This is a genomic window from Ochrobactrum sp. EDr1-4, assembly GCF_049199085.1.
In the GTDB taxonomy this organism is placed as follows: Bacteria; Pseudomonadota; Alphaproteobacteria; order Rhizobiales; family Rhizobiaceae; genus Brucella.
Window position 1 is genome coordinate 12,905 of the sequence record NZ_JBLZOF010000017.1, and the last position, 20,599, is coordinate 33,503.

The following is a 20,599-nucleotide window of genomic DNA, read 5'->3' on the forward strand; positions in this document are numbered from 1 at the left end:
TCGCCAGCTGGGAAAAGCACGGCAATGTCGCATTGGCATTCAGTACCTAGATGAAGCAACGGAATTCGTTCTTTTTACGCAGTATGCTAACTGACTGTCGAGTTTCACTAGGATTTAAACCGCATTTCCATTTCGCGTTAGACCACCCACATCCGTGGTAGTGAGTTGAACGACAACAGTTTTATTAGGCGTAAGTGGATTACGGCGGAATGGAAAAATGGATCAAACTCAAACGAAAACTAACACACATTGAGATGCCGTTGGCAGGGGGTATCCACATGGGGTAATCGTGGGATTAAAGCCAATCCAATTATTGGAAGGCAGCTGCTCTGCGATATGATGGAAATGCAGGCTCACGATTGAACACCGGGCCCAAGCAGCTGAGGGGAGAACAGCCATGAAAGATTATATAGGTCTTGACGTTTCGCAGAAAGAGACAGCAATTTCTATTCGGCGCGAAGGCAAACGAATATGGCGGGGGAAGTGCTTATCTGATCCTAAAACCATTGCTGAAATTGTTCGCAAACATGCGCCATTCGTGGAACGAGTGGTTTTCGAAACCGGCCCGTTGTCCGTATGGTTTTATCATGCTTTAAAAGAAGAGGGGCTGCCTGCAATTTGCATCGATGCTCGTCATGCGAAGGCAGCACTGGACATGGCGGCGTACAAGACGGATGCAAATGATGCGGACGGCCTTGCGTACTTGGCAGAAGTTGGTTTCTTTCGCGAAGTTCGAATTAAAGGCTATGACAGCATGCTCACGCGCACGCTCGTTGCAGCCCGTACCCGGTTGGTCAGCATCACCATTGAACTCTCGAACCAAATCCGCGGGGTTATGAAAACTTTTGGACTGATCGTTCCCCTGGTCAAGGGAAGCATCTTCGACGCGAATGTCCGTCATATGCTTGCCGATCAGGATGCTCTGGCGTCCATAGTGTTGCCGCTTTTGGAGGCGTGGCGCAGCGTACGGCTGAAGGCCTCTGCACTTGAAAGACGCATGCTAGCCGACGCGAGACAAAGGCAAGAGTGCCGGATTTTGATGTCTATCCCTGGTATCGGAGTGATTACTGCTACCAGCTTCCTGTCTGCCATAGAGGATCCAGACAACTTCAAGAAGTCGCGCTCTGTGGGCGCGTGGCTTGGGTTGACGACCCGGCGTTAGCAATCTGGGGAAGTGTATTATGATGGCCACATATCCCGTCGAGGCGACCGTCATTTACGCGGTCTTCTCTTTGAGGCTGCTACAGTAATTCTAACGCTGACTTCAGCTGAAAGCAGCCTTCGAGCATGGGGAGTGACATTAAGAGAGAGGGTAGGCTTCAAACGCGCGGCAGTTGCTGTTGCACGAAAACTCGCCGTCACAATGCACGCGATGCTTAAAACTGGTGAATTCTTCGATAGGAAGGTCGGAGCGGCAGCATAAAAGCTGAATTATAATTGCAGATTGCGTTCGGTATCTGAGCGCCAAGATGTCCCTGCCGGGACGTGGGTAGAGCCGTTCCGCTGATGGTGTTGCACGGCTGGTTCAGTCGAGTGCGTTGTCCACATTTGAAGGCTTCTCCTGCGAAACCCTATGATGCGGCGGCAAATGTCGACCGCAAAGACAAACATGCGCCGGCAGTGTCATCAGACAGAAAGATACTTGACGGGACGAATGCGATTAGACAACCCCATCACTTCTCAGCGGCAATCAACAATTGGGGCTCTAAGCGTGCGGATGTCCATCTTGGCCATGAGCTTGCTCATGAGACCGTATACGTTGACGCAGACTGATCAGAACACCGTAAAATCCTCTTGCAACGGGGCGGGCCATACGTTTTTACATAATAGAAACGAAAATAGTTTTATCATTCGCGATCCGAATCTTGTCAGTTAGCGGTAGAAGCAGCCGAAATATCCAATATTATTGCATTAATAATTTATTAATAAACAACAGCAGAATGCGACGAAGCTGCCATTCACGTGGCAAAATTGTGATAAAACTACAACACTGGCTCCTTCTAAAATTCTAATTGGTCTCAAGCTTGTTGCACACAAACTCGTTATCGGCTTATCCATATCGTGTTGATCGAGTGCAGAAAGCTCTCGGGACTTTATATTTTGACTGGAGGTCAGAAATGAACATTAAGAGCCTTCTCCTCGGCTCCGCTGCAGCTCTCGTTGCAGCTACCGGCGCTCAGGCAGCAGACGCAATCGTCGCTCCAGAGCCAGAAGCAGTTGAATACGTCCGCGTTTGCGATGCATACGGCGCTGGCTACTTCTACATTCCAGGCACCGAAACCTGCCTGCGCATCCACGGCTACGTTCGTGCGGACGTTAAGGGCGGCGACGACGTTTACTACCGTGGTGGCGGTCTTACTCGTAACCCAGATGGTGACGTTGTTCTCGCCCAGTCGGGTGGCAAAGACCGTGACACTTACGACTTCTTGACACGCTTCTCGCTTCGTTTCTCGACTGCTTCGGAAACCGAACTTGGCACACTGAAGACCTACTCGGAACTTCGCTTCCAGTACCAGAACGGCGAAGATTCAGGTTCGACCGGCACTCTGCGTTACGGCTACATTCAGCTCGGTGGTCTGCGCGTTGGTCTTGACGAATCCGCATTCGTAACCTTCCCTGGTTACCTCGGCGACGTCATCAACGACGACGTGATCCTTGCTGGCGGCTACCGCACAAACGCAATCAGCTACACCTTCACTGGCGGCAACGGCTTCTCAGCTGTAATCGCTCTTGAACAGGGTGGCAATGGCGATGCTGACTTCGACGTAACAATCGACGACTACACACCACATGTTGTTGGTGGCCTGAAGTATGCTCAGGGCTGGGGTTCGATCGCTGGTGTTGCAGCTTACGACGCACGTAACGAAGAGTGGGCTGGTAAGGTTCGCCTCGACGTAAACGTAACTGACCAGTTCTCCGTATGGGTACAGGGCGGCTACAAGTCGAACAACGACACATACTACGGCTTCACAGATGCTAACGGCCAGTTCCGTGGTATCCGTGCAATCGACAGTTTCTACGGCACCTGGGGTGGCGATTGGGCTGTTTGGGGTGGCGCGAAGTTCAAGGCAACCGACAAGGCTACCTTCAACCTTCAGCTCGCTTACGAAGAAGCAGAAACATTCGCAGCTACTGCAAACGTAGCTTACGAACTGGTTCCTGGCTTCACAGTAACTCCAGAAGTTTCCTACACCAAGTGGAACGACGATCTGTCGGTTCTCAAGGGTCAGGATGCTTGGCAGGGTATGGTTCGTTTCCAGCGTTCGTTCTAATCCTAACGGATTGGTTACAAGAAACCCGACAGTTACGCTGTCGGGTTTTTTGTTTGACTTAGATTTAAATGTCTATAGTCTAAAAGTGCCTATGTGTAAGTAGAAGGACTGCTTGCACTAAAAAACTGAAGGGATCTCCAGTCCGCTTTGGTCGGCAAAGGCAGTGCGCTTCTGTGTGCTGCCTTTTTAACAAGATTATTCCAGAATGATTATACAGCAGATGTTAAAGCTACTTCGTGTTCAAGTGCGATAGCGCATTGCTTCTCATACGTTGCAGTCGAAACAGTTAGTATGTTTCTGGTTCAGGTCATTGCATACTTCTGTTGATGTGAGGTTCAACCAAGAATTTTGACCGGCGGTATGGAACCAAAACCGCCTGAAGCTGTCGGGGTGAAGCTCGACAGCTCTTGACTCTACGTCAAAATCTTCCGGAAAGCGCATATAACGGATCAGTTCGTGTCAACAATTCGGCCTGGTTTCAAATCGGCTAGTTCATGCCCGCGTTAAAGGAACAAAGGCCACTGACTTCGACTCAAAAACAAAAGAACCGCCGACAAATCTGCCCCGATTACTGTTATCGCCACTGGCGCGTGCAAGTGAGGCTTTGTCGAAGTTTGATAAGCGGCTTTCGCCTTCACCGGTCGGCGTCTCCCGTTTCGAAAACGGGAAACGAACCATACAAGGCCACCGATCACCAGGCATGTTGCAACGGTTCGTCTCCATGCACTCAGCTACCCGCAATTGATATTCTGTTCCGTCCCGCCGCCGGGCCGCACAAACAATTCGATACTATCGCTTCGAAGCTTTCGATAAATCGAAAATCGCGGCCGGTGTCGCGTGAAGATCTACGAGCCGCCGACCGTTCCTGCCAGTGAAACTTAACGTGACAACAACCATCCTTCCCATCAAAACTCGGTACGCAGTGCGAAAATAAAGGGCGGCATGGTCTCTATTTCTACTCTAAGGAACTCGCTATGGTGTAGTTTTTATTGTGTTAGCTGGATGAGCGGCTGAGCAAATCGCTGTTGAAAGCAGCATCAAGTTGGCACATAAAATCTTCAGCGCAACACATATGATCTTCCATGATCTTTGCAGCAGCTTGCTTATCATGGCGCTTGAAGGCCTCAACTAACGCAATATGGCTAGCCACATTATGGTCGCCGAACAGCTCATGCTCCTTCAGGCTTTGAGACCGGAAACTCACCAGATCACGCAAAAGACTATTGAGAAAGCGGCAGATAAAAGTCAGCAACGGATTATCGGAAGCATCACATAAAATGTCATGAAATTCCGTTTCCGCAGAACGCCCGACGGTGCGGTTACTATCTCGATTGGCATTGACACAAATCTCAATATTCTCTTCCAGTTTGCGATAATCATCATCTGTGAGTTTGCCCATCACACTCTGTGCTAATGCCACTTCAATTGATTTTCGTACTTCATAGACATTTTGAAACGTCAGTGTCTGAAAATGCATATATTGACGAAGCTGTTGCATAGCAATTTCAAGTGAAGATGGCTGAATTTCCGGCCCGCCATTGGGACCGGACTGCATAGCGATCAAACCTTCAACCTCTAGTGCCTTCAAAGCTTCTCTAATAGTGCCCTTTGCGCAGCAATAATGTTCCATCAGTGCTTTTTCATTCGGTAAACGGTCACCGGGGACCATCTTATCGCCAGCGATCGTTCGCCGTAAATCCTCGGCAATCTGATCCGAGAGTTTTATGCGTTTAAACTTAACCGTCTTATCCATTTTGCCTGACACCTGATTCATATTGTATCCCGTCACTGCCAGACGACCTTATTATCGAGAGGATAAATGGGCCTTGCTAATTTTTTGAACGAAAATAATTGGTAATTGGAACTTGTTACACCACCGCTCGCACACTCAACAACAGCTAAAGCTTGAGGTTCAAATACAGGGCGACAATACATGCGCGACTTTAATATCAGGTAGTCGGCTTGCAAAGGATCAATATTGGCGCAGTTGAATACCCCCAAATCCCATGGCTCATGTGGCAATTCGGTGATCAGAATTTTTGCTTCTTTCGTTTTGAATGCAACACTGCGCCCCATATGACATAATTGGCCCGTATAAATCGGACCGGAGACAGTATAATCTCCATCACTGAGAGCTGTCACTGTACCAGTCAACTCAAGAGGTGATTGCGGAGCGACAAAATCATCAGCAGCTATTTTGTTGCCGAGTTTGATCGTCATCTTTGCCCCGACGCCTGCCTTAAACAGCTGCTCAACAACATCAGGGTCACTGAACGGTCCGGCCACAATATTGGTGAGCCCCGCTTCAAGGGTAGCTTGTAATACATCCATAATTTCGCATGTGCCACCCGACATGCAGTTGTCGCCATGATCAAGCATAAGGATATAGCCGGACGAAACTTTCTGACGTTCTCGCGTTGCTTCCGTGACTGACGTTTCAAGCGGTATTTCGGTATATAAAAATTCGCCACGACGTTGCCATGCCACACCTGCAATTTCTGCTGCCACTGTTTGCGCCAGATCGCTGTTATCCGCAACTACTACGACGGAGAGGCCTGTTTCTTTTAAATCAGCGATCGGAAATCCACCAAAAACCGTTACAGCATAAATGCCTTCACGTTTCTCAGCTTCCTTCGCCAGATTAATGACATCCGTCATCGCGCAATCTTCATTGGTGTTCATGCGTAATGTTGCGGCCAGCATCGGCGGGTGACTGAGCGCTTGTTGAGGCTTCAAACCATCATCCAACATCTTGTCGATGATGCGGGTGACATGCTCGCCGGTCGCAAACATATCAATATGCGGATAGGTTTTAAAACCAACAATACAATCGCAATTATCGAGAATAGTCTGCGTGATGTTGCCATGTAGATCAAGAGCCACACCAATCGGAGTGGTCGGCGCAAGAGCCCGTACACGGCGCAACAACTCGCCCTCACCATCATCATAAGAGCACGTCACCATCGCACCGTGCAGATCAAGCAAAATAAGGTCGCAACCCTTGGCAACACCATCGATGATGGCGGACGAAAGACGCTCAAATGCCACGTCTTCCACGGGCCCACTTGGATTGGCGGTTGCGGCCAGAGGCACAATAATCTCGGCGTTCTTCTGTACGGCATAAGCATAGAATGCCCCCAATGCCGTGTTGGAACCGTCGGCAAATTGTGCAGCATCGGCATCAAAATGCGGGTTGAAAGACTCTAAATTCGTAACAACCGGTGAAAAACTATTGGTCTCGTGGTTGAGACGCGCAATTAGAATTCGCATTTTTTATCCTCGAACTGCACTTTGCTGTTCAGCAACCTTGCGGTCATAATAGAGCACAGCATCAAGCAAAACCTGTACACCAGCCGTACATTCCAGTGAGCTCGTAGCTTCTGCCTCGTTATGGCTTAAGCCACCTTCACTCGGCGCAAAAATCATGGTTGTCGGTGCAATTGTGGCGATGTGCACCGCATCATGTCCGGCACCAGAAATCAGATCCATACTGCTAAACCCGTGCTTGTTGGCAGCGTGGCGCACCGCTTCGATACAATCAGAATTGAACACAACAGCATCGGTCCTTGAAATGCATTCGAGCGATCCACTCAGCGTAATCATTTCTTTTTGTTGATCGAACATCTCAAAGAGACGGGCTTCCATGTCATCCAGAACAGCATCATCGGGATGGCGAATATCAATGGTAAAGTGTGCTTCCCCCGGAATAACATTGGTGGAATTTGGCTTAACTTCCATAAAACCGATTGTACCGACAGCATGGGGCGCATGTTTGTGAGCAAGCTCATCAACAAATGAAATGAGACGAGCAGCGCCCAGCAGGGCATTGCGACGCATGCTCATCGGCGTCGAACCTGTATGCGCTGCACAACCAATGAGCTGTCCCTCATACCAGCGCATTCCTTGAACACCTTGAACAATGCCAATTAGCTTTTCATGTGCCTCAAGAATCGGCCCTTGTTCGATGTGCAATTCAAACATAGCGCCAAAGCCTGTCTCTTGCTTTGTCGCCTCTCCGCGATAGTCTATCTCATCCAGTGCAGCACCGAATTTCACCCCCTCAATATCTTCCCGGTTATCAGCATAATCTCGACTGTAAACGCCTGCATAAACCCCTGAGCCAAGCATGGCAGGTGCAAAGCGTGAGCCTTCTTCATTCGTCCAGTTGACCAGCATCAACGGCGCTTCAGTGAGATAGCCGCTTTGATCGAGTGTGCGCAGCACTTCCAACCCGCCAAGCACACCCAAAATACCATCGAATTTACCGCCAGTCGGCTGTGTATCGAGATGACTACCCATTGCAATTGGGGCGAGTGAATTGTTACGCCCCTCACGAAAGGCAAACATATTACCGACTTCATCAATTTTGACGCTCATGCCCAGTTTTTCACATTGGGCTGTCAACCAGTTGCGGACATTTTTATCGTGCTCAGTAAGCGTCAGGCGAGCCACGCCGCCATTTGGAAGGCCGCCAATTTTTGCGGTTTCCATCAGGCTGTTCCATAAGCGGTTTTCATCGACAATCATGTTAGACATTAAAAGTGCGCCTCCTTGGGCAAACACGGCATGTTAATTCGCTTTAACGCCCAGATAGCGGTCTCGCGCATCAGTATCAGCAATAAATTCCTGTGCAGTTCCTTGATAGACGATGCGCCCCAATTCCAGAATATAATGACGATCGGCAAGTGCCGTACAGACGGCCAGATTTTGCTCGATCAACAGAATGGGAACTCCGGAAGCACGGATTTTTTTGATCTGCTCAACAATCTCCTCCACGATGACCGGCGCTAAGCCTTCCACCGGTTCATCCAGCATCAAAAGCTTGGGATTATTTAGAAGTGCTCGTGCGATGGAAAGCATCTGCTGCTCACCACCCGAAAGCTGGCTACCACCGTTTTTCCGGCGTTCTTCCAGACGCGGAAAAATCTGGTAAATGTCCGCCATCGACCAAGGTGAGTTTTTACGTTGGGAAATTTGAAGATTTTCTTCAACCGTCAGCATGCTGAAGATACCGCGGTCTTCGGGAACCATAGCCAGACCTTGTTGCGATATCTTATAGGCAGGCAATCCCGCCATATTTTTTCCGGCAACCATCACGCGGCCTTTTGCAGGCGTCAGCAATCCGCTGATGGATTTCAGAGTTGAGCTTTTACCCGCTCCATTACGGCCAAGAAGGGTGACAATTTCACCTGCATTCACTTGCAGCGAAACACCTTGTACAATGTGGCTTTTACCATAATAGCTATGAATATTTTCCACTTGAAGAAAAGCACTCATGCGATATCTCCTGTGATCATATTGCCGAGATAAGCTCGTCTTACTTCAGGATCATCACGCACAAAGGCAGGCGGACCTTCCACAAGTTTGCGACCCGCGCGCATCACTGTCACGGTATCGCTGATATTCATCACAATGCCCATGTTATGCTCGATAAACAGAACTGTATGATCGCGTCCCAGATCTTTAATCAGGCGCTTCATGTCCTCAATATCATCAATACCCATACCCGATGTCGGTTCATCCATCAGGATGACGAGCGGTTTCGAGGCCATTGCCATTCCAACTTCCAACCGTCTTTGTTGGCCATGGGAAAGTTCACCTGCCGCCCTTGAGCGCACATGGGCGAGGTTCAGGCGTTCCATCACATGTTCAGCCGTCTTGAGTGTTTCAAGATTACTATTTGCACTTCGCCAAGGTGCCAGTGCCTGCCATGGTGTTTTGCCTTGAGCGGCAAGACGAAGATTTTCAAAAACATCCAGTGTCGGGAAGAGGCTGGTGACCTGAAATGAACGGGCAACACCAAGCTGGACGCGCTCCTCAGCAGATGCCGAGGTGATGTCTTTGCCATAAAGATGTATCGAACCGGATGATGCTTTTACACGACCGGTGAGTGCGTGAAAAAGTGTCGTTTTTCCTGCACCATTTGGCCCAATAATGGAGTGGACACTGTTAGCTTTAATCGAAAGGTCGACATCTGCAAGAGCAACGAATTTGCCGTATGTGATGCCAACGCCTTTTGTTTCCAAGGCAATTTTGGCTGAGGAACTTGTTGGATGAATATTACTCATATCACTTCTCCTCCGCGGCATCCGGTTTTGCGGCCTCTTCACGCCTTGACGAGAGTGCTGCAACCAATTTTTCCAGCAATCCCCAGAGACCTTTTTGGGCAAAAAGCGATACAACGATCAGTGCCAGGCCGAGCAAAAGCAGCCATCGCGGCCAGATGACCGAGAGCCAATCAGCCAATAGTAAATAACTCGCGGCACCGATAACAGAGGCAATCAAACTAGTACTGCCGCCGATAATGGTCATTATCAAAATGACTTCACTGGTGTGATGTTCAATATTGGTCAGCGGAGCCACACCAATTAGCATGGCATGCAATGCACCGGCCAAAGCTGTGACGGCGCCAGAAATGGCGAATGCTGCCACTTTAAATGCTTTGATCGGATAACCGACAGCGATCGCGCGTTCTTCGTTCTCACGAATGGCTATTAGAGTTCGCCCGAACGTTGATTGAATAGCACGCAGGAGCAACGCAAAGACGACGAGGAAGACTATCGCAACATAGACATAATATGACCAGGGTGATGAAAGTGTCTCGCCTGCAAAACTTGGACGAGGCACATCCAGAAGACCATTGTCACCACCCGTGAGATCGCTGAATGTATAGGCCAAAAAGAAGAAAAGCTGTGAGAAGGCAAGGGTCAGCATTACGAAGTAGACACCTTGTCTGCGGATGGCAAACCATCCTACCAAAGCCGCCAAAGCTGCACCACCAACAATCGCTACCGGCAACATCAAGCCAGCAGGAATGCCTGTGCGCGTGAGCAAAATACCGGCAATATAGCTCCCAGAGCCAAAGAAAATGCCCTGTCCGAAAGATAGGAGTCCGGTATAGCCCAACAACAGATTGCAAGCTGTAACCGCGAGTGCAAAAATCAAGATTTCGGTTGCCAAAATACCGGATTTCATAAGAAGCGGCATAACGAGGACGGCGACCACAGCTAATAGAAACTGAAAGTAGGGATTGTTCAGGGTCTTCATGATTTATGCTCTCCCGAACAGGCCGCGCGGCATTGAAATGATAACCAGTGCCATACCCACATAAATGATCAGTCGTGCACCTTCCGGCCAGATTGTAGCCATCATACTTTGCAACACACCAACCAAAATACCGGCGACCAGTGCGCCTGTATAACTGCCCATACCGCCAATCACGACGACAACAAATGCGATACCGAGTGCATCAATACCCATAAACGGCTCGACACCACGAATTGGTGCAACCAAGGCGCCGGCAAGCCCAGCGAGACCTGCACCAAGGGCGAAAATAGCCGTGTTGATACGCAGGGTATTATATCCAAGCAGGGCCATATTGTCCGAGGATTCAGAGCCCGCGCGTACAATCGCGCCAAGCCTGGTTCCTTCCAGCAACCACCACAAAAGAGCGGCCAGAATGGCTGTGAAAACGATCACGAAAATACGATATTGAGGATAGATGAAGTCGCCCCAGATGAACACGCCGCTTAACGCAGCCGGTGCCGCAACACTGCCGCCCAACGGGCCCCAGATGATGATAACCATCTCCTGAATGGCGAGTGCCATACCAACCGTTACCAAAATATGGAATGTGTGCGGCAATTTATAAATACGGCGCAGCAATACCGCTTCGGTTATTGCCGCTAGTACCGCCACAGTCACGGTTGCAACGGGCATTGCTACCCAAAAGCTGAAACCGCGTTCAACCAGATCATAAGCCAGATAGGCTCCCAACAGATAAAATGCACCATGGGCAAAGTTTACAAACTGTAATAGTCCGAAAATAACGCTAAGTCCGACGGCGAGCAGGAAATAAAGCATCCCTAGCCCGATGCCGTTCAGCATCTGGAACAAGTAAATCACCAGAATTCTCCTGAAAGTAAGAAGCAAGCGCGGGCATAGTTGAATGCCCGCACATGTGAGCTGCATCAGGTAAAAATCGACCTTTAAGGCTTAGCCCATTTTACAACCGGCAGCCTCGGGATCGAGGAATGATTTGCCTGATGACACAACATCAGCATAATCAATATTGTCCTTCATCGCCGATTTAGCCTTACCCTTCAGCAAGTAATAGTCTTTTATAACCTGATGATCGCCGGCACGGATGAGCTCTTCGCCGGTTATGCCGTCATATTTCATGTCATTGAGTACTTTGGCGATGGCATCGCCGTCGGTGCTGCCTGCCTGAACCGCAGCATCAATCAGCAGTTTTGTCATCAGATATGAGCCCGCGAGCGAATAGTTAGGAGCCTCGCCGTATTTGGCCTGCGTCAGCTCTGCCAATGCCTTATTCGCTGGCGCATCCACACCGTGCCAATATTGTGCACCGAAATAAACATCTTCACTCAAGTCAGGTCCTAAACCTTGAAATTGTTCAAGACCGGATGCCCATGCCACAACAATTTTCATACGGTTTTTCAGGCCAAAGCTGATGGCCTGACGCAGCGTATCAGAAGATTGCGCGCCAAAGTTCAGGATCAGCAATGCATCAGGCTTTGCTGCAATCGCATTGGTTAGATAACCACTAAACTCTTTTTCTGTCAGTGAGTGATAACTATTGCCGACATGCTCAGCACCTTTTTCGGCAAATACATTTTTTGCGGCATTGAGCAAACCATCACCAAACACATATTGCGGTGTGATCGTATACCATCGCTTCACTTCTGGCATTTGCTCTATGATAGGGCGAACCGTCTGCTCAATCGCACCATATGTCGGCACGCTCCAACGATAGGTACCTTTATTGCAATCAACACCGGTTAATTCGTCAGCACCGGCAGTGGTAAATAATGTTGCGTTAGCTTTGGTCGCCTCTTTACCCATAGCAAGGGACTCAGAAGAAAGAATACCGCCAGCAAACAACTTGATGCCATTTTGCTCAATGGCATCCTGCACTTTACGAACAGCAACAGCAGGTTTGCCTTCTGTATCCAGATCGAATGTTTTGACTTTGATACCGTGCTTCTTTTCCGCCTCTTCTGCTGCCAGAATTGCTCCCATCGAGGCATATTTTCCGTTAGCCGCAAATGCCCCGGAGATTGGCACAGGAATGCCGATATTGATTGTCTCATTTGCTGCTGCTGCGTTGCGAAAAAAACTCGGCATAGCAAGCGCAGTTCCAGTCAAAGCAGAATAATTCAAGAATTTACGTCTTGAGATCATAATCAACGGTTCCCTTTTTATAACATCCCTTTAATAGGGATCGTTACAACTATACGCATAGATAATCTAAGCTGTCTATAGGTGGAGGGGAATCTAAAATGCATAATTTAAGTATATGTTTTTACTACACAAATTACGTATATAAAATTGATATTTAAAAGACTTGAAGACGGATAGGAATCTCAAGTTACATGCAACAAAGCTATTTTCTTGCAATTTCCGCGATCAGTAACATTAAATTCTAGGTGTTCAGTCTGAGCATTTGATGGTTAGGATAGAGCTTAAACTGTTTTGGACAGAGACCATTTCCAGAACCCTGTCGGGTAGGGCATGGCAACACTGTCAGCGGGATTGACGCTAATGGAAACAGTCATTGGACCGTGGCTGGCCTCGTAATAGTACGCATTATATCTATGCAGCTTGGTTACATGGCCATTCAGGAAAATAGGGTCGCCCTCATCAGCGTGGACATCGAGGTTTCCCGGGCAATCAACACTCTACTTCAAAATCTTCGGGAAAGCACATAAAACGGATCAGTTAGTGTCGACAATTCGGCCCGGTTTCAAATCCGCCAGTTCATGCCCGCTTTAAAGGTACCAATGTTTCTGATTTGGAATCAGAAACATCAAAACGTCAACAAGTCTGCCTTGGCTACTGCTATCGCCGCGGGCGTGCGCCAGCGAAGCCTTGGCAAGGCTCGACGAGCGTCTTACCCAGTCAATGTTTATGTCTCTCCGTTCATCGATACAGGCTTTGAGAATTCTTAGCGCCGGACGCATCAGCCGCGACGAGCTTACGATCGCGATAGTTCATCGGGAACCGGCGATGCGGTGAACACGTTGAAAATCCGATGAAAAGTTCTGTTGATGCAGTCGTTGTCTTAGCTTCACAATAGATCCGCTACATAAATGCCCCACAAAACGTTGGTGGGGAAAGCCAATAAAGTATGAAGTAGCTATCAGGTGCGACCAATGATCAATGCGAGTTTGTGCGTCGCGGTCGAAGAATCGCTGCGAGTGAAGCCAATTTTGTCATAAAATGCGCAGCCGGTATCGGTATCCGTGAGAAGTCTGATCGTGTGAAAATGACCTCTCCCTCCTTTTACAAGCGCTCGTACGACCTCCGTTGCCAGACCGTTTCTACGATCTGATCTACGGACGTATAGGTGCCGCAGCCGCCCTATGTGTGGATCATTCATATAGTGGTCAATGTTCAGGCCCCCAACAGCGGCGAGTTCGCGGCCAATGAAAGCTCCAATAACCATTTCGCCTGCAGCATCAAAACGATTCACGCCGTTTTCCCATTCGGTGCGAAATCGACCCATAAACCTTATCCCATCTGCTGCGGCTTCATCGCAGAGCAGATCAAAGCCTAACGGAAGTTCGGTAAACGGGATAATTCGTAGTGACTGAGTCTTTTCTTCCAACATGGTTTAATCTTACGTCTGGTATGGAACGCCATGCAAGCGACGAGGGAGTTCTCCTCAGTACCGTGCTTGCTAGAAGCTGTCAGTCTACATGCCCGCCATATGCGACACTAGCGGATGAGCCAACTACTGCTAATCCTAGATTGAAATCGGTTATCTAAACTTATCGAGTGACGATTCTTGACTGGCAATCTGCAACGGCTGATGGCACGTGTTCTTGACTCTTACTCTAAGTGATAGTCACCAACCAAGCAGCCTGGCTTCTGTAATCAGGAGAAGCTGACAGAAAAATATGCCTGTTTCTCCAATTCGACGTTACCAGCTTCTTGTCCCAAATAGCCGCTCAATGCCCGACGTAAGATGTTGTCGCATTCGCGCGTTTGCCTGCGCGGGTTCGCCGAGGCGGATCGCATCGAAAATCAGGAGATGTTCTTCTTTCACGCGCTTAGAGGTAACGTTTGTAGGGACTGAGCGCAACTGTCGGCCGAGTTCAAGCCCAAACAGAATATCAGGACGAAGAAACTGCAGTGTCATTGCATAGTATGGATTCTTCGTCGCGCGGGCGATTGACAGGTGAAAGTCGAGATCGGTCTCGGCAATGCTTTGCGCCGATTGCCCACCAGTTTGCATCGCGTCTATTGTTGCTGCAATGAACGCGATATCCTTGTCGTCCCGCCTTGCGGCGGCTTCTTCGGCGGCCGAACATTCAATAACGACTCGAAATCGCAAACAACTTTCCAAATCATTCATATTTTTCGGACGCGAGAACTCCGACTGAGCGGCAGGGTCTGGTTTGGCAAAATTACCCGAGCCTCGGCGTGCCTCAATTATCCCCTCGCTTTTAAGTATGGAAAGCGCGTCGCGTAAAACCGGCCGTGATACTCCCAGTTCATTGGCCAGGACAGTCTCGGCAGGGAGCCGATGGTCATTTGTGAGCTTTGCGGTGCTCACATATTCACGAAGTTTCTGGACGGTCAGCTCTACAAGTGGTGTGCTCATTTTTCCTCCAAGAAGTAAATATTAGTAAATATAATGCGAGTTGTCAAAAAAAAATATAGTACGTAAAACAACATGATAATAGTTAAACGCGTTTAGAATTTCAGATTCGATATTGACAACTAAAGCCAGAATGCGGTGTTGTACGCCCATCAGGTGGAGGACCTTATGAAAATTATCGGCGTTGAAACGCTTCAGATGCAGGAAGCAAGTAATCTCGTGTGGGTGAGATTGCATACGGATGAAGGTTTGGTGGGACTGGGTGAAACTTTCCGTAACCCTGATGCGGTGATCGCATACATTCATTCAACAGCGGCGCCAGCATTAATAGGCAAGGATCCGACACGCCGTGCTGCGCTGATGCATGAGATATCTCGCAGGATCGGAAATCATTTCAATGGCTTTCCTTCCCGAAGCGTTGAGGTTTCGGGCAATTCAGCTGTCGATATCGCGCTCTGGGATCTGTTTGGTAAAATACAAAATCAGCCTGTTTATCAGCTGATCGGCGGAATGGTGCAGGACAAGATCAAAGTTTATAACACCTGTGCAGGCGCCCGGTATAACAATCGGGTACGGGCGGGATATAATACTGAGCTGATCAGCCGCGATGACCCGGCCCCTAAAAAAATAGATCGGCACGACGATCTGCTTTTGCAGGTCTTTGAGCCCGCGCGCCTCGCCGCGGAATTGCTGGCCGAAGGCATCACAGCAATGAAAATCTGGCCGTTCGATCCATTCGCCCTGCGCAATCGCGGCAATGAAATCTCAGCGTCCGAAATGCGCAAGGCGCTCTGGCCCATTGAACAGATCAGAAATTCGGTCGGCGACAAAATGGATATCATGATCGAGTATCACGGCCTGTGGAAACTGCCTGTGGCCCTCGAGATTGCGGATGCCCTTAAGGACTACAATATTTACTGGCACGAAGAACCGATCTGGATGCAGAATTTCGATGATCTCGCGATCTATCGTTCAAAGGTGGGGGGGCGTGTCGCCGGAAGTGAGAATTTTGGTACGTCGGTCTGGTATCGCGAGGTTTTCTCACGTCGGGCGGTCGATGTGGCCAATTTCGATGTGGCATGGATCGGAGGCCTAAGTGAGGCTCTGAAGGTGATGCATCTTGCAGATGCTTTTGACCGGGTTATTGCCCCACATGACTGTACCGGGCCAGTGACCCTGGGTGCCAATGTTCACCTGCTTGCGGCGAGTACAAACGGCTTGATTTGTGAAACTGTCCGCGCTCACACTCAGGGCTTTTATGCGGAAATCGTTGATAGTGTTCCGGTTGTCGAGAACGGCTTCATCAGCCCGTCCTCAAATCCGGGACTGGGGATGGCACTATCGGAAGACTTTCTGAAGCGAGGCGATCTCAATCGCCGCATCTCCGGGACGGCTGCTCAATGATTTCTCAAGCTTCCCTGCTGCCCGCTGCATCTGTTGATGCGCATATGCATATCTATGCTGAAGGCGCGCACGCGAAAGACGCGCCGTTCAAGGTGCCCAGGGCAACCGTTACTGATTACCAGCTTGTGATGGGCAAACTGGGGATTGAAAATGTCGTTCTCGTTCAGTCGATGATCTACGGGATTGACAATTCGGTCATGCTGTCGGGACTGCGGAGCCTTGGTGATCGGGCGCGGGGTATTGCGGTCGTTAGTCTCAATGCGCCAGACGCATTGCTGGATGATCTTGGTATGCAGGGCGTTATCGGCCTGCGCGCGTTTATGTTACCGGGTGGTATTTATCGGTGGCGTGACCTTCCTGATCTTGGAAAGAGGCTCGCCGCGCGCGGCTGGCAAATGCATTTACAGCTCGATGGTCTGGAATTGCCACAGCGTATGGACGTGATTTCGCAGATACCCTGCAAACTCGTCATTGATCATGTCGGCAAATTTCACAAACCTGTCACCACCGGTCATACGGCTTTCAAAGCATTGATGTCGCTGCTAGCAACCGGAAATGTCTGGATCAAGCTCTCTGGTCTTTATGAGACGTCTGTTTCCGGCGCGCCGGATTATGAAGACGTCGCGGTTCTGGCCCGCACGGTCGCTGATGCATTCCCGCATCGTGTTATCTGGGCGTCGAACTGGCCGCATCCCAACCTTCAGCCGGCACCTGATGATGGCGTGCTGATCGAACTTTTGCGTTCCATCGTTCCGGATCCATACCGTCAAAAATTGCTGTTTTCGGCAAATGCGCAGGCACTTTTCGGCTTTCGAGCGGAGGGCAACCAATGAAACTCGACAAAAAACTCTATCTGGTCACCGGCGGAGCAAGCGGAATTGGTCTTGCAACCGCGGTCTTCCTCGCTGAGAGCGGGGCCCGAGTTGTGGTAACGGACCGCAACATTCCCTCATCCACCCTGCCTCGTGGGATCAGCTTTCTGCGTTGTGATGTAAAAGAGCCGAATGATGTCGACCAGATGATCAGTCAGCTTATAGAGGAGCACGGTGTCCCGGACGGTGTTGTGACCAGTGCCGGTGTTGACCGGCATCATAATTTTCTGGAACTTGAAGACGCAGAGTTTGCCGAAATTCTCCAGATCAATGTATTGGGCAGTTTTCGCATTGTGCAACGGCTTGCACGGATCTGGGCAAAGGCACCGCGATCTCACGCTAACCCTTATTCGGCTGTGTTGTTGTCTTCCGTCAACGCTGTCATCGCAACGCCCTCGCACACTGCCTATGCGACCTCCAAAGGAGCGGTGGCACAGATGGTGCGTGCTATGGCGGTCGAGCTTGCGCCTTTTGGCATCAGGGTGAACGCAATGGCGCCTGGAACGGTCCGAACACCGTTGCTTGATGCACTTGAGAAAGAAAAGCCAAAAGCATTGGAGGCCGTACTTCGACGTACGCCTATGAAGCGTGTTGGTGAGCCAGAGGAAATTGCTGCTGGCATTGCTTTTTTGCTGAGCGATCTTGCCAGTTACATCACGGGGCAGAGCCTGTTCGCCGATGGGGGGCGCACTGTCCAGAATCTGTCGCTTGACTAACCGTCGGATGACTGAGCGAGAAATACAGCTTCACAGGAAAAAGCTATGAAGAGCAACACCTTTAAAGCAAGGCTGAAAGACAGACAGCAAATCGGTTTGTGGGTCAGTCTTGGCAATGCTGCCTCGGCCGAAATTCTTGCTCGATCGGGGGCCGACTGGCTGCTGATTGATATGGAGCATTCTCCGAACGAGATTTCGACCGTTCTCGAACAGCTTCGTGCTGTCGGTGATGACTGCGAAGTGATTGTTCGCCCCCCGGAGGCCAACCAGACCGTTACAAAACGACTTCTCGATATTGGCACCAGATCGATCATGTTTCCGATGATTGATACAGCAGAACAGGCGAGACAGGCCGTATCGTGGACGCGATATCCTCCAAGGGGAATGCGTGGAATTTCTGGGGTTGTACGGGCGACAGGATATGGTCGGGACACAGCATCCTATCTGGCTTCAGAGGATGACCGTATCTGTGTGATTGTCCAGGCTGAGACACCGACGGCCCTCGCAAATCTTGAAGATATCGCTGCAGTCGAAGGTGTCGATGCGATTTTCATAGGTCCCGGCGATCTTGCCGCCTCAATGGGCTTTACCGGCCAAGGTGCAAGCGTGCCTGAAGTTGCTGAAGCCATTCGTGAGGCATTGAACCGTATCCGCGCAACGTCCTGCGGTGCAGGAGTTCTTGGATATGGTGAGAACGCTGCAGCAAAATTCTTTGACCAGGGGGCTGATTTCGTGGCGGTGGGGGCTGATACCTGGCTGCTCGCACAACAAAGCACCTCCCTTATCGGGCAGGTGCACGCCGCACTCAGCCGTTAGAAATCCAGCTGACAGCGGACCGCGCTGCAGACTGCCAACGCATTGAATATGAGTGAAAACATGGAAAACCTGCTTATCAAGCCAGATAACAAGACAAATATCCCAATCGACGTTACGCCGGAAACTGCCGGATGGAAGTATATTGGCTTTCGCATTGAGCGTTTGAAGGACGGTGGCACGGCCCAAGGCCACGACGACAATAACGAAGTGTGTCTGGTAGTTGTCCAAGGACAAGGCGAACTTTTCATCGATGAATTATCGAGAGGAAACTTCGGTGAGCGAATGTCACCGTTCGATGGATTACCACACGCAATCTATCTTCCGAAGGGTACGACTTGGCGTGTTATTGCGAAGACAGAGCTGGAGCTTGCCATATGCTCCGCCCCTTCAATCGAGGGAAATAAAACTCTTCGTCAGTTTCGACCTGAAGATCTCGTCACAGAAACTCGAGGTTCAGGTACGAATAAGCGTTACGTCACCAATATTCTAGCCGAAGGGGACGATGCCGCAGACACGCTCTTTGTCATTGAGCTGATCACCCCGGGTGGGCACACGTCGAGCTATCCGCCGCATAAGCACGATATCGATGATTTCCCGACAGAAACACAATTGGAGGAAACTTATTACAGCCGCTTCAATCCGCCCCAAGGCTTTGCATTCCAGCGCGTATACACCGATGACAGAAGCCTGGATCAGGCACTCGTGCTGGAAGAAGGGACACTGACGCTTGTCCCTCGCGGTTATCATCCGGTCGCTGTCTGTCACGGTTATGATCTCTATCAGTTGTGCGTAATGGCTGGTCCGAAGAGAAACTGGCGTTTTCACAATGAAGCCGCACATCAATGGTTGCTGTCAAAATGAGCGCGTCAACGATTTCAGTTTTGTTGGAGCGTCCCGGCGTTATTGCGCTACGCGAAGATCCTTTGACTGAACTTCAACCGGACGAAGTGCGGATCAGGACAGCCTTCGGCGGTATTTGTGGATCAGATCTGCATTACTACAGTCATGGAGGGTTTGGATCTGTAAAAATGACAGCGCCGATGACGTTAGGGCATGAAGTCGTCGGGACGATTGAACGGGTGGGACAAGGCGTATCGGGTCTGGCGATAGGAGATGCGGTTTGTATCAATCCATCACAACCATGCGGCGAATGCAGATATTGTCGGGAGAAAAGGACGAGATTTTGTGAAAACATGCGCTTTATGGGAAGTGCTATGCGAAATCCACCTGAACCGGGTGCTTTCTCACAATATATCCATTGTCGCGCTGAAAGAGCCTTTAAGCTGGGCAATAAAGTACCGATACACGTCGGTGCCTTTGCCGAGCCGCTAGCGGTGGCGTTACATGCTGTAAAACAAATCCCGGACATCGCAGGGAAACGGATTCTTATTGTCGGTTTTGGACCGGTTGGAGCGCTTTGCCTGCTGGCTGCGCGACAAGCCGGAGCAGACACCATTGACGTCGCAGATGTTGCAAGCCTTGCTTTGGCGATGGGGAAGCATCTGAAAGCAAATGCTGTTTTAGACCTTCGGGGTAATTCTGCAATTGCTGGCGACTATGATGCAGTTATTGAGTGCTCTGGTAACGAAAACGGTTTGAACGTGGCTCTTGAAAAGGCTACCCGCAACGCAACGATCGTGCAGGTGGGTCTGTTTCCCGCCAATCCATCCAGTGGCTTAAATCTTCTGACCGTAAAAGAACTTCGATTGGTTGGAGCTTTCCGTTTTGATCACGAATTTGAAAAAGCTGTCGAGCTGATTGGAAGCGGTGCAGTTGATGTTGATCCACTCGTCACGTCTACTTTCGACTTAAAAAATGCCAGGCAGGCGTTCGAAGCCGCCTCGGACAAGAACACCTCATACAAAGTATTGATCGATTTCTCTGGTTAAGCGT

17 protein-coding genes and 2 pseudogenes are annotated in these 20,599 nt (G+C 49.9%); 9 read left to right on the top strand and 10 right to left on the bottom strand.

Translation table 11 applies throughout. The annotated features are described in order from the left end of the window. The first annotated feature begins 397 nt into the window (after nucleotides 1–397). From ACOZHT_RS23785 to ACOZHT_RS23795, 3 genes and pseudogenes are all read left to right on the top strand, one after another. Nucleotides 398–1,423, top strand: a pseudogene (locus ACOZHT_RS23785) (IS110 family transposase). 694 nt (nucleotides 1,424–2,117) lie between these two features. Then, nucleotides 2,118–3,272, top strand: a complete 1,155-nt coding sequence (locus ACOZHT_RS23790) for a porin (RefSeq protein WP_421566956.1) — start codon at nucleotides 2,118–2,120, stop codon at nucleotides 3,270–3,272. Between the two features lie 648 nt (nucleotides 3,273–3,920). Further along, nucleotides 3,921–4,113 (top strand): annotated as a pseudogene (locus ACOZHT_RS23795) (IS6 family transposase); the annotation flags it as partial. A 153-nt stretch (nucleotides 4,114–4,266) separates the two neighbouring features. On the opposite strand, the gene ACOZHT_RS23800 reads toward ACOZHT_RS23795, so the two are convergent. The 10 genes from ACOZHT_RS23800 to ACOZHT_RS23845 form a co-directional block, all read right to left on the bottom strand. Continuing rightward, a complete protein-coding gene (locus ACOZHT_RS23800; RefSeq protein WP_421566958.1) occupies nucleotides 4,267–5,025 on the bottom strand; it encodes a FadR/GntR family transcriptional regulator in 759 nt (252 codons plus the stop codon). Between the two features lie 32 nt (nucleotides 5,026–5,057). Beyond that, nucleotides 5,058–6,542, bottom strand: a complete 1,485-nt coding sequence (locus tag ACOZHT_RS23805; protein ID WP_421566960.1) for a M81 family metallopeptidase — start codon at nucleotides 6,540–6,542, stop codon at nucleotides 5,058–5,060. 3 nt (nucleotides 6,543–6,545) lie between these two features. Beyond that, on the bottom strand, nucleotides 6,546–7,808 hold the full coding sequence (locus tag ACOZHT_RS23810; RefSeq protein ID WP_421566962.1) for a M20 family metallo-hydrolase: 1,263 nt from the start codon (nucleotides 7,806–7,808) through the stop codon (nucleotides 6,546–6,548). A gap of 33 nt (nucleotides 7,809–7,841) precedes the next feature. After that, nucleotides 7,842–8,549: an ABC transporter ATP-binding protein gene (locus tag ACOZHT_RS23815; protein WP_421566964.1), complete on the bottom strand. Its 708-nt coding sequence runs from the start codon at nucleotides 8,547–8,549 to the stop codon at nucleotides 7,842–7,844. After that, complete coding sequence (locus tag ACOZHT_RS23820) at nucleotides 8,546–9,340, bottom strand: ABC transporter ATP-binding protein (protein ID WP_421566966.1); 795 nt, start codon at nucleotides 9,338–9,340, stop codon at nucleotides 8,546–8,548. Before ACOZHT_RS23820 ends, ACOZHT_RS23815 begins: the two co-directional genes overlap by 4 nt. A 1-nt stretch (nucleotide 9,341) precedes the next feature. Further along, complete coding sequence (locus tag ACOZHT_RS23825; RefSeq protein ID WP_421566968.1) at nucleotides 9,342–10,319, bottom strand: branched-chain amino acid ABC transporter permease; 978 nt, start codon at nucleotides 10,317–10,319, stop codon at nucleotides 9,342–9,344. 3 nt (nucleotides 10,320–10,322) lie between these two features. Then, nucleotides 10,323–11,177: a branched-chain amino acid ABC transporter permease gene (locus ACOZHT_RS23830; RefSeq protein ID WP_421566970.1), complete on the bottom strand. Its 855-nt coding sequence runs from the start codon at nucleotides 11,175–11,177 to the stop codon at nucleotides 10,323–10,325. A gap of 90 nt (nucleotides 11,178–11,267) precedes the next feature. After that, complete coding sequence (locus ACOZHT_RS23835; protein ID WP_421566972.1) at nucleotides 11,268–12,419, bottom strand: ABC transporter substrate-binding protein; 1,152 nt, start codon at nucleotides 12,417–12,419, stop codon at nucleotides 11,268–11,270. 1,015 nt (nucleotides 12,420–13,434) lie between these two features. Next, nucleotides 13,435–13,905, bottom strand: a complete 471-nt coding sequence (locus ACOZHT_RS23840) for a GNAT family N-acetyltransferase (protein ID WP_421566974.1) — start codon at nucleotides 13,903–13,905, stop codon at nucleotides 13,435–13,437. Between the two features lie 312 nt (nucleotides 13,906–14,217). Then, nucleotides 14,218–14,901: a FadR/GntR family transcriptional regulator gene (locus ACOZHT_RS23845; RefSeq protein ID WP_421566976.1), complete on the bottom strand. Its 684-nt coding sequence runs from the start codon at nucleotides 14,899–14,901 to the stop codon at nucleotides 14,218–14,220. A gap of 165 nt (nucleotides 14,902–15,066) precedes the next feature. Here ACOZHT_RS23845 and ACOZHT_RS23850 point away from each other — a divergent pair, with 165 nt between their 5' ends. From ACOZHT_RS23850 to ACOZHT_RS23875, 6 genes are read left to right on the top strand one after another with little or no spacing between them, the layout of a single operon-like run. Then, nucleotides 15,067–16,302, top strand: coding sequence for a mandelate racemase/muconate lactonizing enzyme family protein (locus tag ACOZHT_RS23850; protein ID WP_421566978.1), 1,236 nt, complete (start codon nucleotides 15,067–15,069; stop codon nucleotides 16,300–16,302). Next, nucleotides 16,299–17,135 carry an amidohydrolase family protein gene (locus ACOZHT_RS23855; protein WP_421566980.1) on the top strand — a complete coding sequence of 279 codons (837 nt, stop codon included), beginning with the start codon at nucleotides 16,299–16,301 and terminating at the stop codon, nucleotides 17,133–17,135. Before ACOZHT_RS23850 ends, ACOZHT_RS23855 begins: the two co-directional genes overlap by 4 nt. Further along, nucleotides 17,132–17,890 carry an SDR family NAD(P)-dependent oxidoreductase gene (locus tag ACOZHT_RS23860; RefSeq protein WP_421566982.1) on the top strand — a complete coding sequence of 253 codons (759 nt, stop codon included), beginning with the start codon at nucleotides 17,132–17,134 and terminating at the stop codon, nucleotides 17,888–17,890. Before ACOZHT_RS23855 ends, ACOZHT_RS23860 begins: the two co-directional genes overlap by 4 nt. A 45-nt stretch (nucleotides 17,891–17,935) precedes the next feature. Next, nucleotides 17,936–18,706 carry an HpcH/HpaI aldolase family protein gene (locus ACOZHT_RS23865; protein WP_421566984.1) on the top strand — a complete coding sequence of 257 codons (771 nt, stop codon included), beginning with the start codon at nucleotides 17,936–17,938 and terminating at the stop codon, nucleotides 18,704–18,706. Nucleotides 18,707–18,766: 60 nt separating this feature from the next. Then, nucleotides 18,767–19,567, top strand: coding sequence for a 5-deoxy-glucuronate isomerase (gene iolB, locus ACOZHT_RS23870; protein ID WP_421566986.1), 801 nt, complete (start codon nucleotides 18,767–18,769; stop codon nucleotides 19,565–19,567). Continuing rightward, nucleotides 19,549–20,595, top strand: coding sequence for an L-idonate 5-dehydrogenase (locus tag ACOZHT_RS23875; RefSeq protein ID WP_421566988.1), 1,047 nt, complete (start codon nucleotides 19,549–19,551; stop codon nucleotides 20,593–20,595). Before iolB ends, ACOZHT_RS23875 begins: the two co-directional genes overlap by 19 nt. Nucleotides 20,596–20,599: the final 4 nt, after the last annotated feature.

What these genes read in the sequence shown, in the direction of transcription:
- iolB (WP_421566986.1), top strand. Translation starts at nt 18,767, where the DNA reads ATGGAAAACCTGCTTATCAAGCCAGATAACAAGACAAATATCCCAATC.
- ACOZHT_RS23790 (WP_421566956.1), top strand. Translation starts at nt 2,118, where the DNA reads ATGAACATTAAGAGCCTTCTCCTCGGCTCCGCTGCAGCTCTCGTTGCA.
- ACOZHT_RS23840 (WP_421566974.1), bottom strand. Translation starts at nt 13,905, where the DNA reads ATGTTGGAAGAAAAGACTCAGTCACTACGAATTATCCCGTTTACCGAA.
- ACOZHT_RS23860 (WP_421566982.1), top strand. Translation starts at nt 17,132, where the DNA reads ATGAAACTCGACAAAAAACTCTATCTGGTCACCGGCGGAGCAAGCGGA.
- ACOZHT_RS23845 (WP_421566976.1), bottom strand. Translation starts at nt 14,901, where the DNA reads ATGAGCACACCACTTGTAGAGCTGACCGTCCAGAAACTTCGTGAATAT.
- ACOZHT_RS23850 (WP_421566978.1), top strand. Translation starts at nt 15,067, where the DNA reads ATGAAAATTATCGGCGTTGAAACGCTTCAGATGCAGGAAGCAAGTAAT.
- ACOZHT_RS23825 (WP_421566968.1), bottom strand. Translation starts at nt 10,319, where the DNA reads ATGAAGACCCTGAACAATCCCTACTTTCAGTTTCTATTAGCTGTGGTC.
- ACOZHT_RS23810 (WP_421566962.1), bottom strand. Translation starts at nt 7,808, where the DNA reads ATGTCTAACATGATTGTCGATGAAAACCGCTTATGGAACAGCCTGATG.
- ACOZHT_RS23800 (WP_421566958.1), bottom strand. Translation starts at nt 5,025, where the DNA reads ATGGATAAGACGGTTAAGTTTAAACGCATAAAACTCTCGGATCAGATT.
- ACOZHT_RS23835 (WP_421566972.1), bottom strand. Translation starts at nt 12,419, where the DNA reads ATGCCGAGTTTTTTTCGCAACGCAGCAGCAGCAAATGAGACAATCAAT.
- ACOZHT_RS23865 (WP_421566984.1), top strand. Translation starts at nt 17,936, where the DNA reads ATGAAGAGCAACACCTTTAAAGCAAGGCTGAAAGACAGACAGCAAATC.
- ACOZHT_RS23805 (WP_421566960.1), bottom strand. Translation starts at nt 6,542, where the DNA reads ATGCGAATTCTAATTGCGCGTCTCAACCACGAGACCAATAGTTTTTCA.
- ACOZHT_RS23815 (WP_421566964.1), bottom strand. Translation starts at nt 8,549, where the DNA reads ATGAGTGCTTTTCTTCAAGTGGAAAATATTCATAGCTATTATGGTAAA.
- ACOZHT_RS23855 (WP_421566980.1), top strand. Translation starts at nt 16,299, where the DNA reads ATGATTTCTCAAGCTTCCCTGCTGCCCGCTGCATCTGTTGATGCGCAT.
- ACOZHT_RS23820 (WP_421566966.1), bottom strand. Translation starts at nt 9,340, where the DNA reads ATGAGTAATATTCATCCAACAAGTTCCTCAGCCAAAATTGCCTTGGAA.
- ACOZHT_RS23875 (WP_421566988.1), top strand. Translation starts at nt 19,549, where the DNA reads ATGGTTGCTGTCAAAATGAGCGCGTCAACGATTTCAGTTTTGTTGGAG.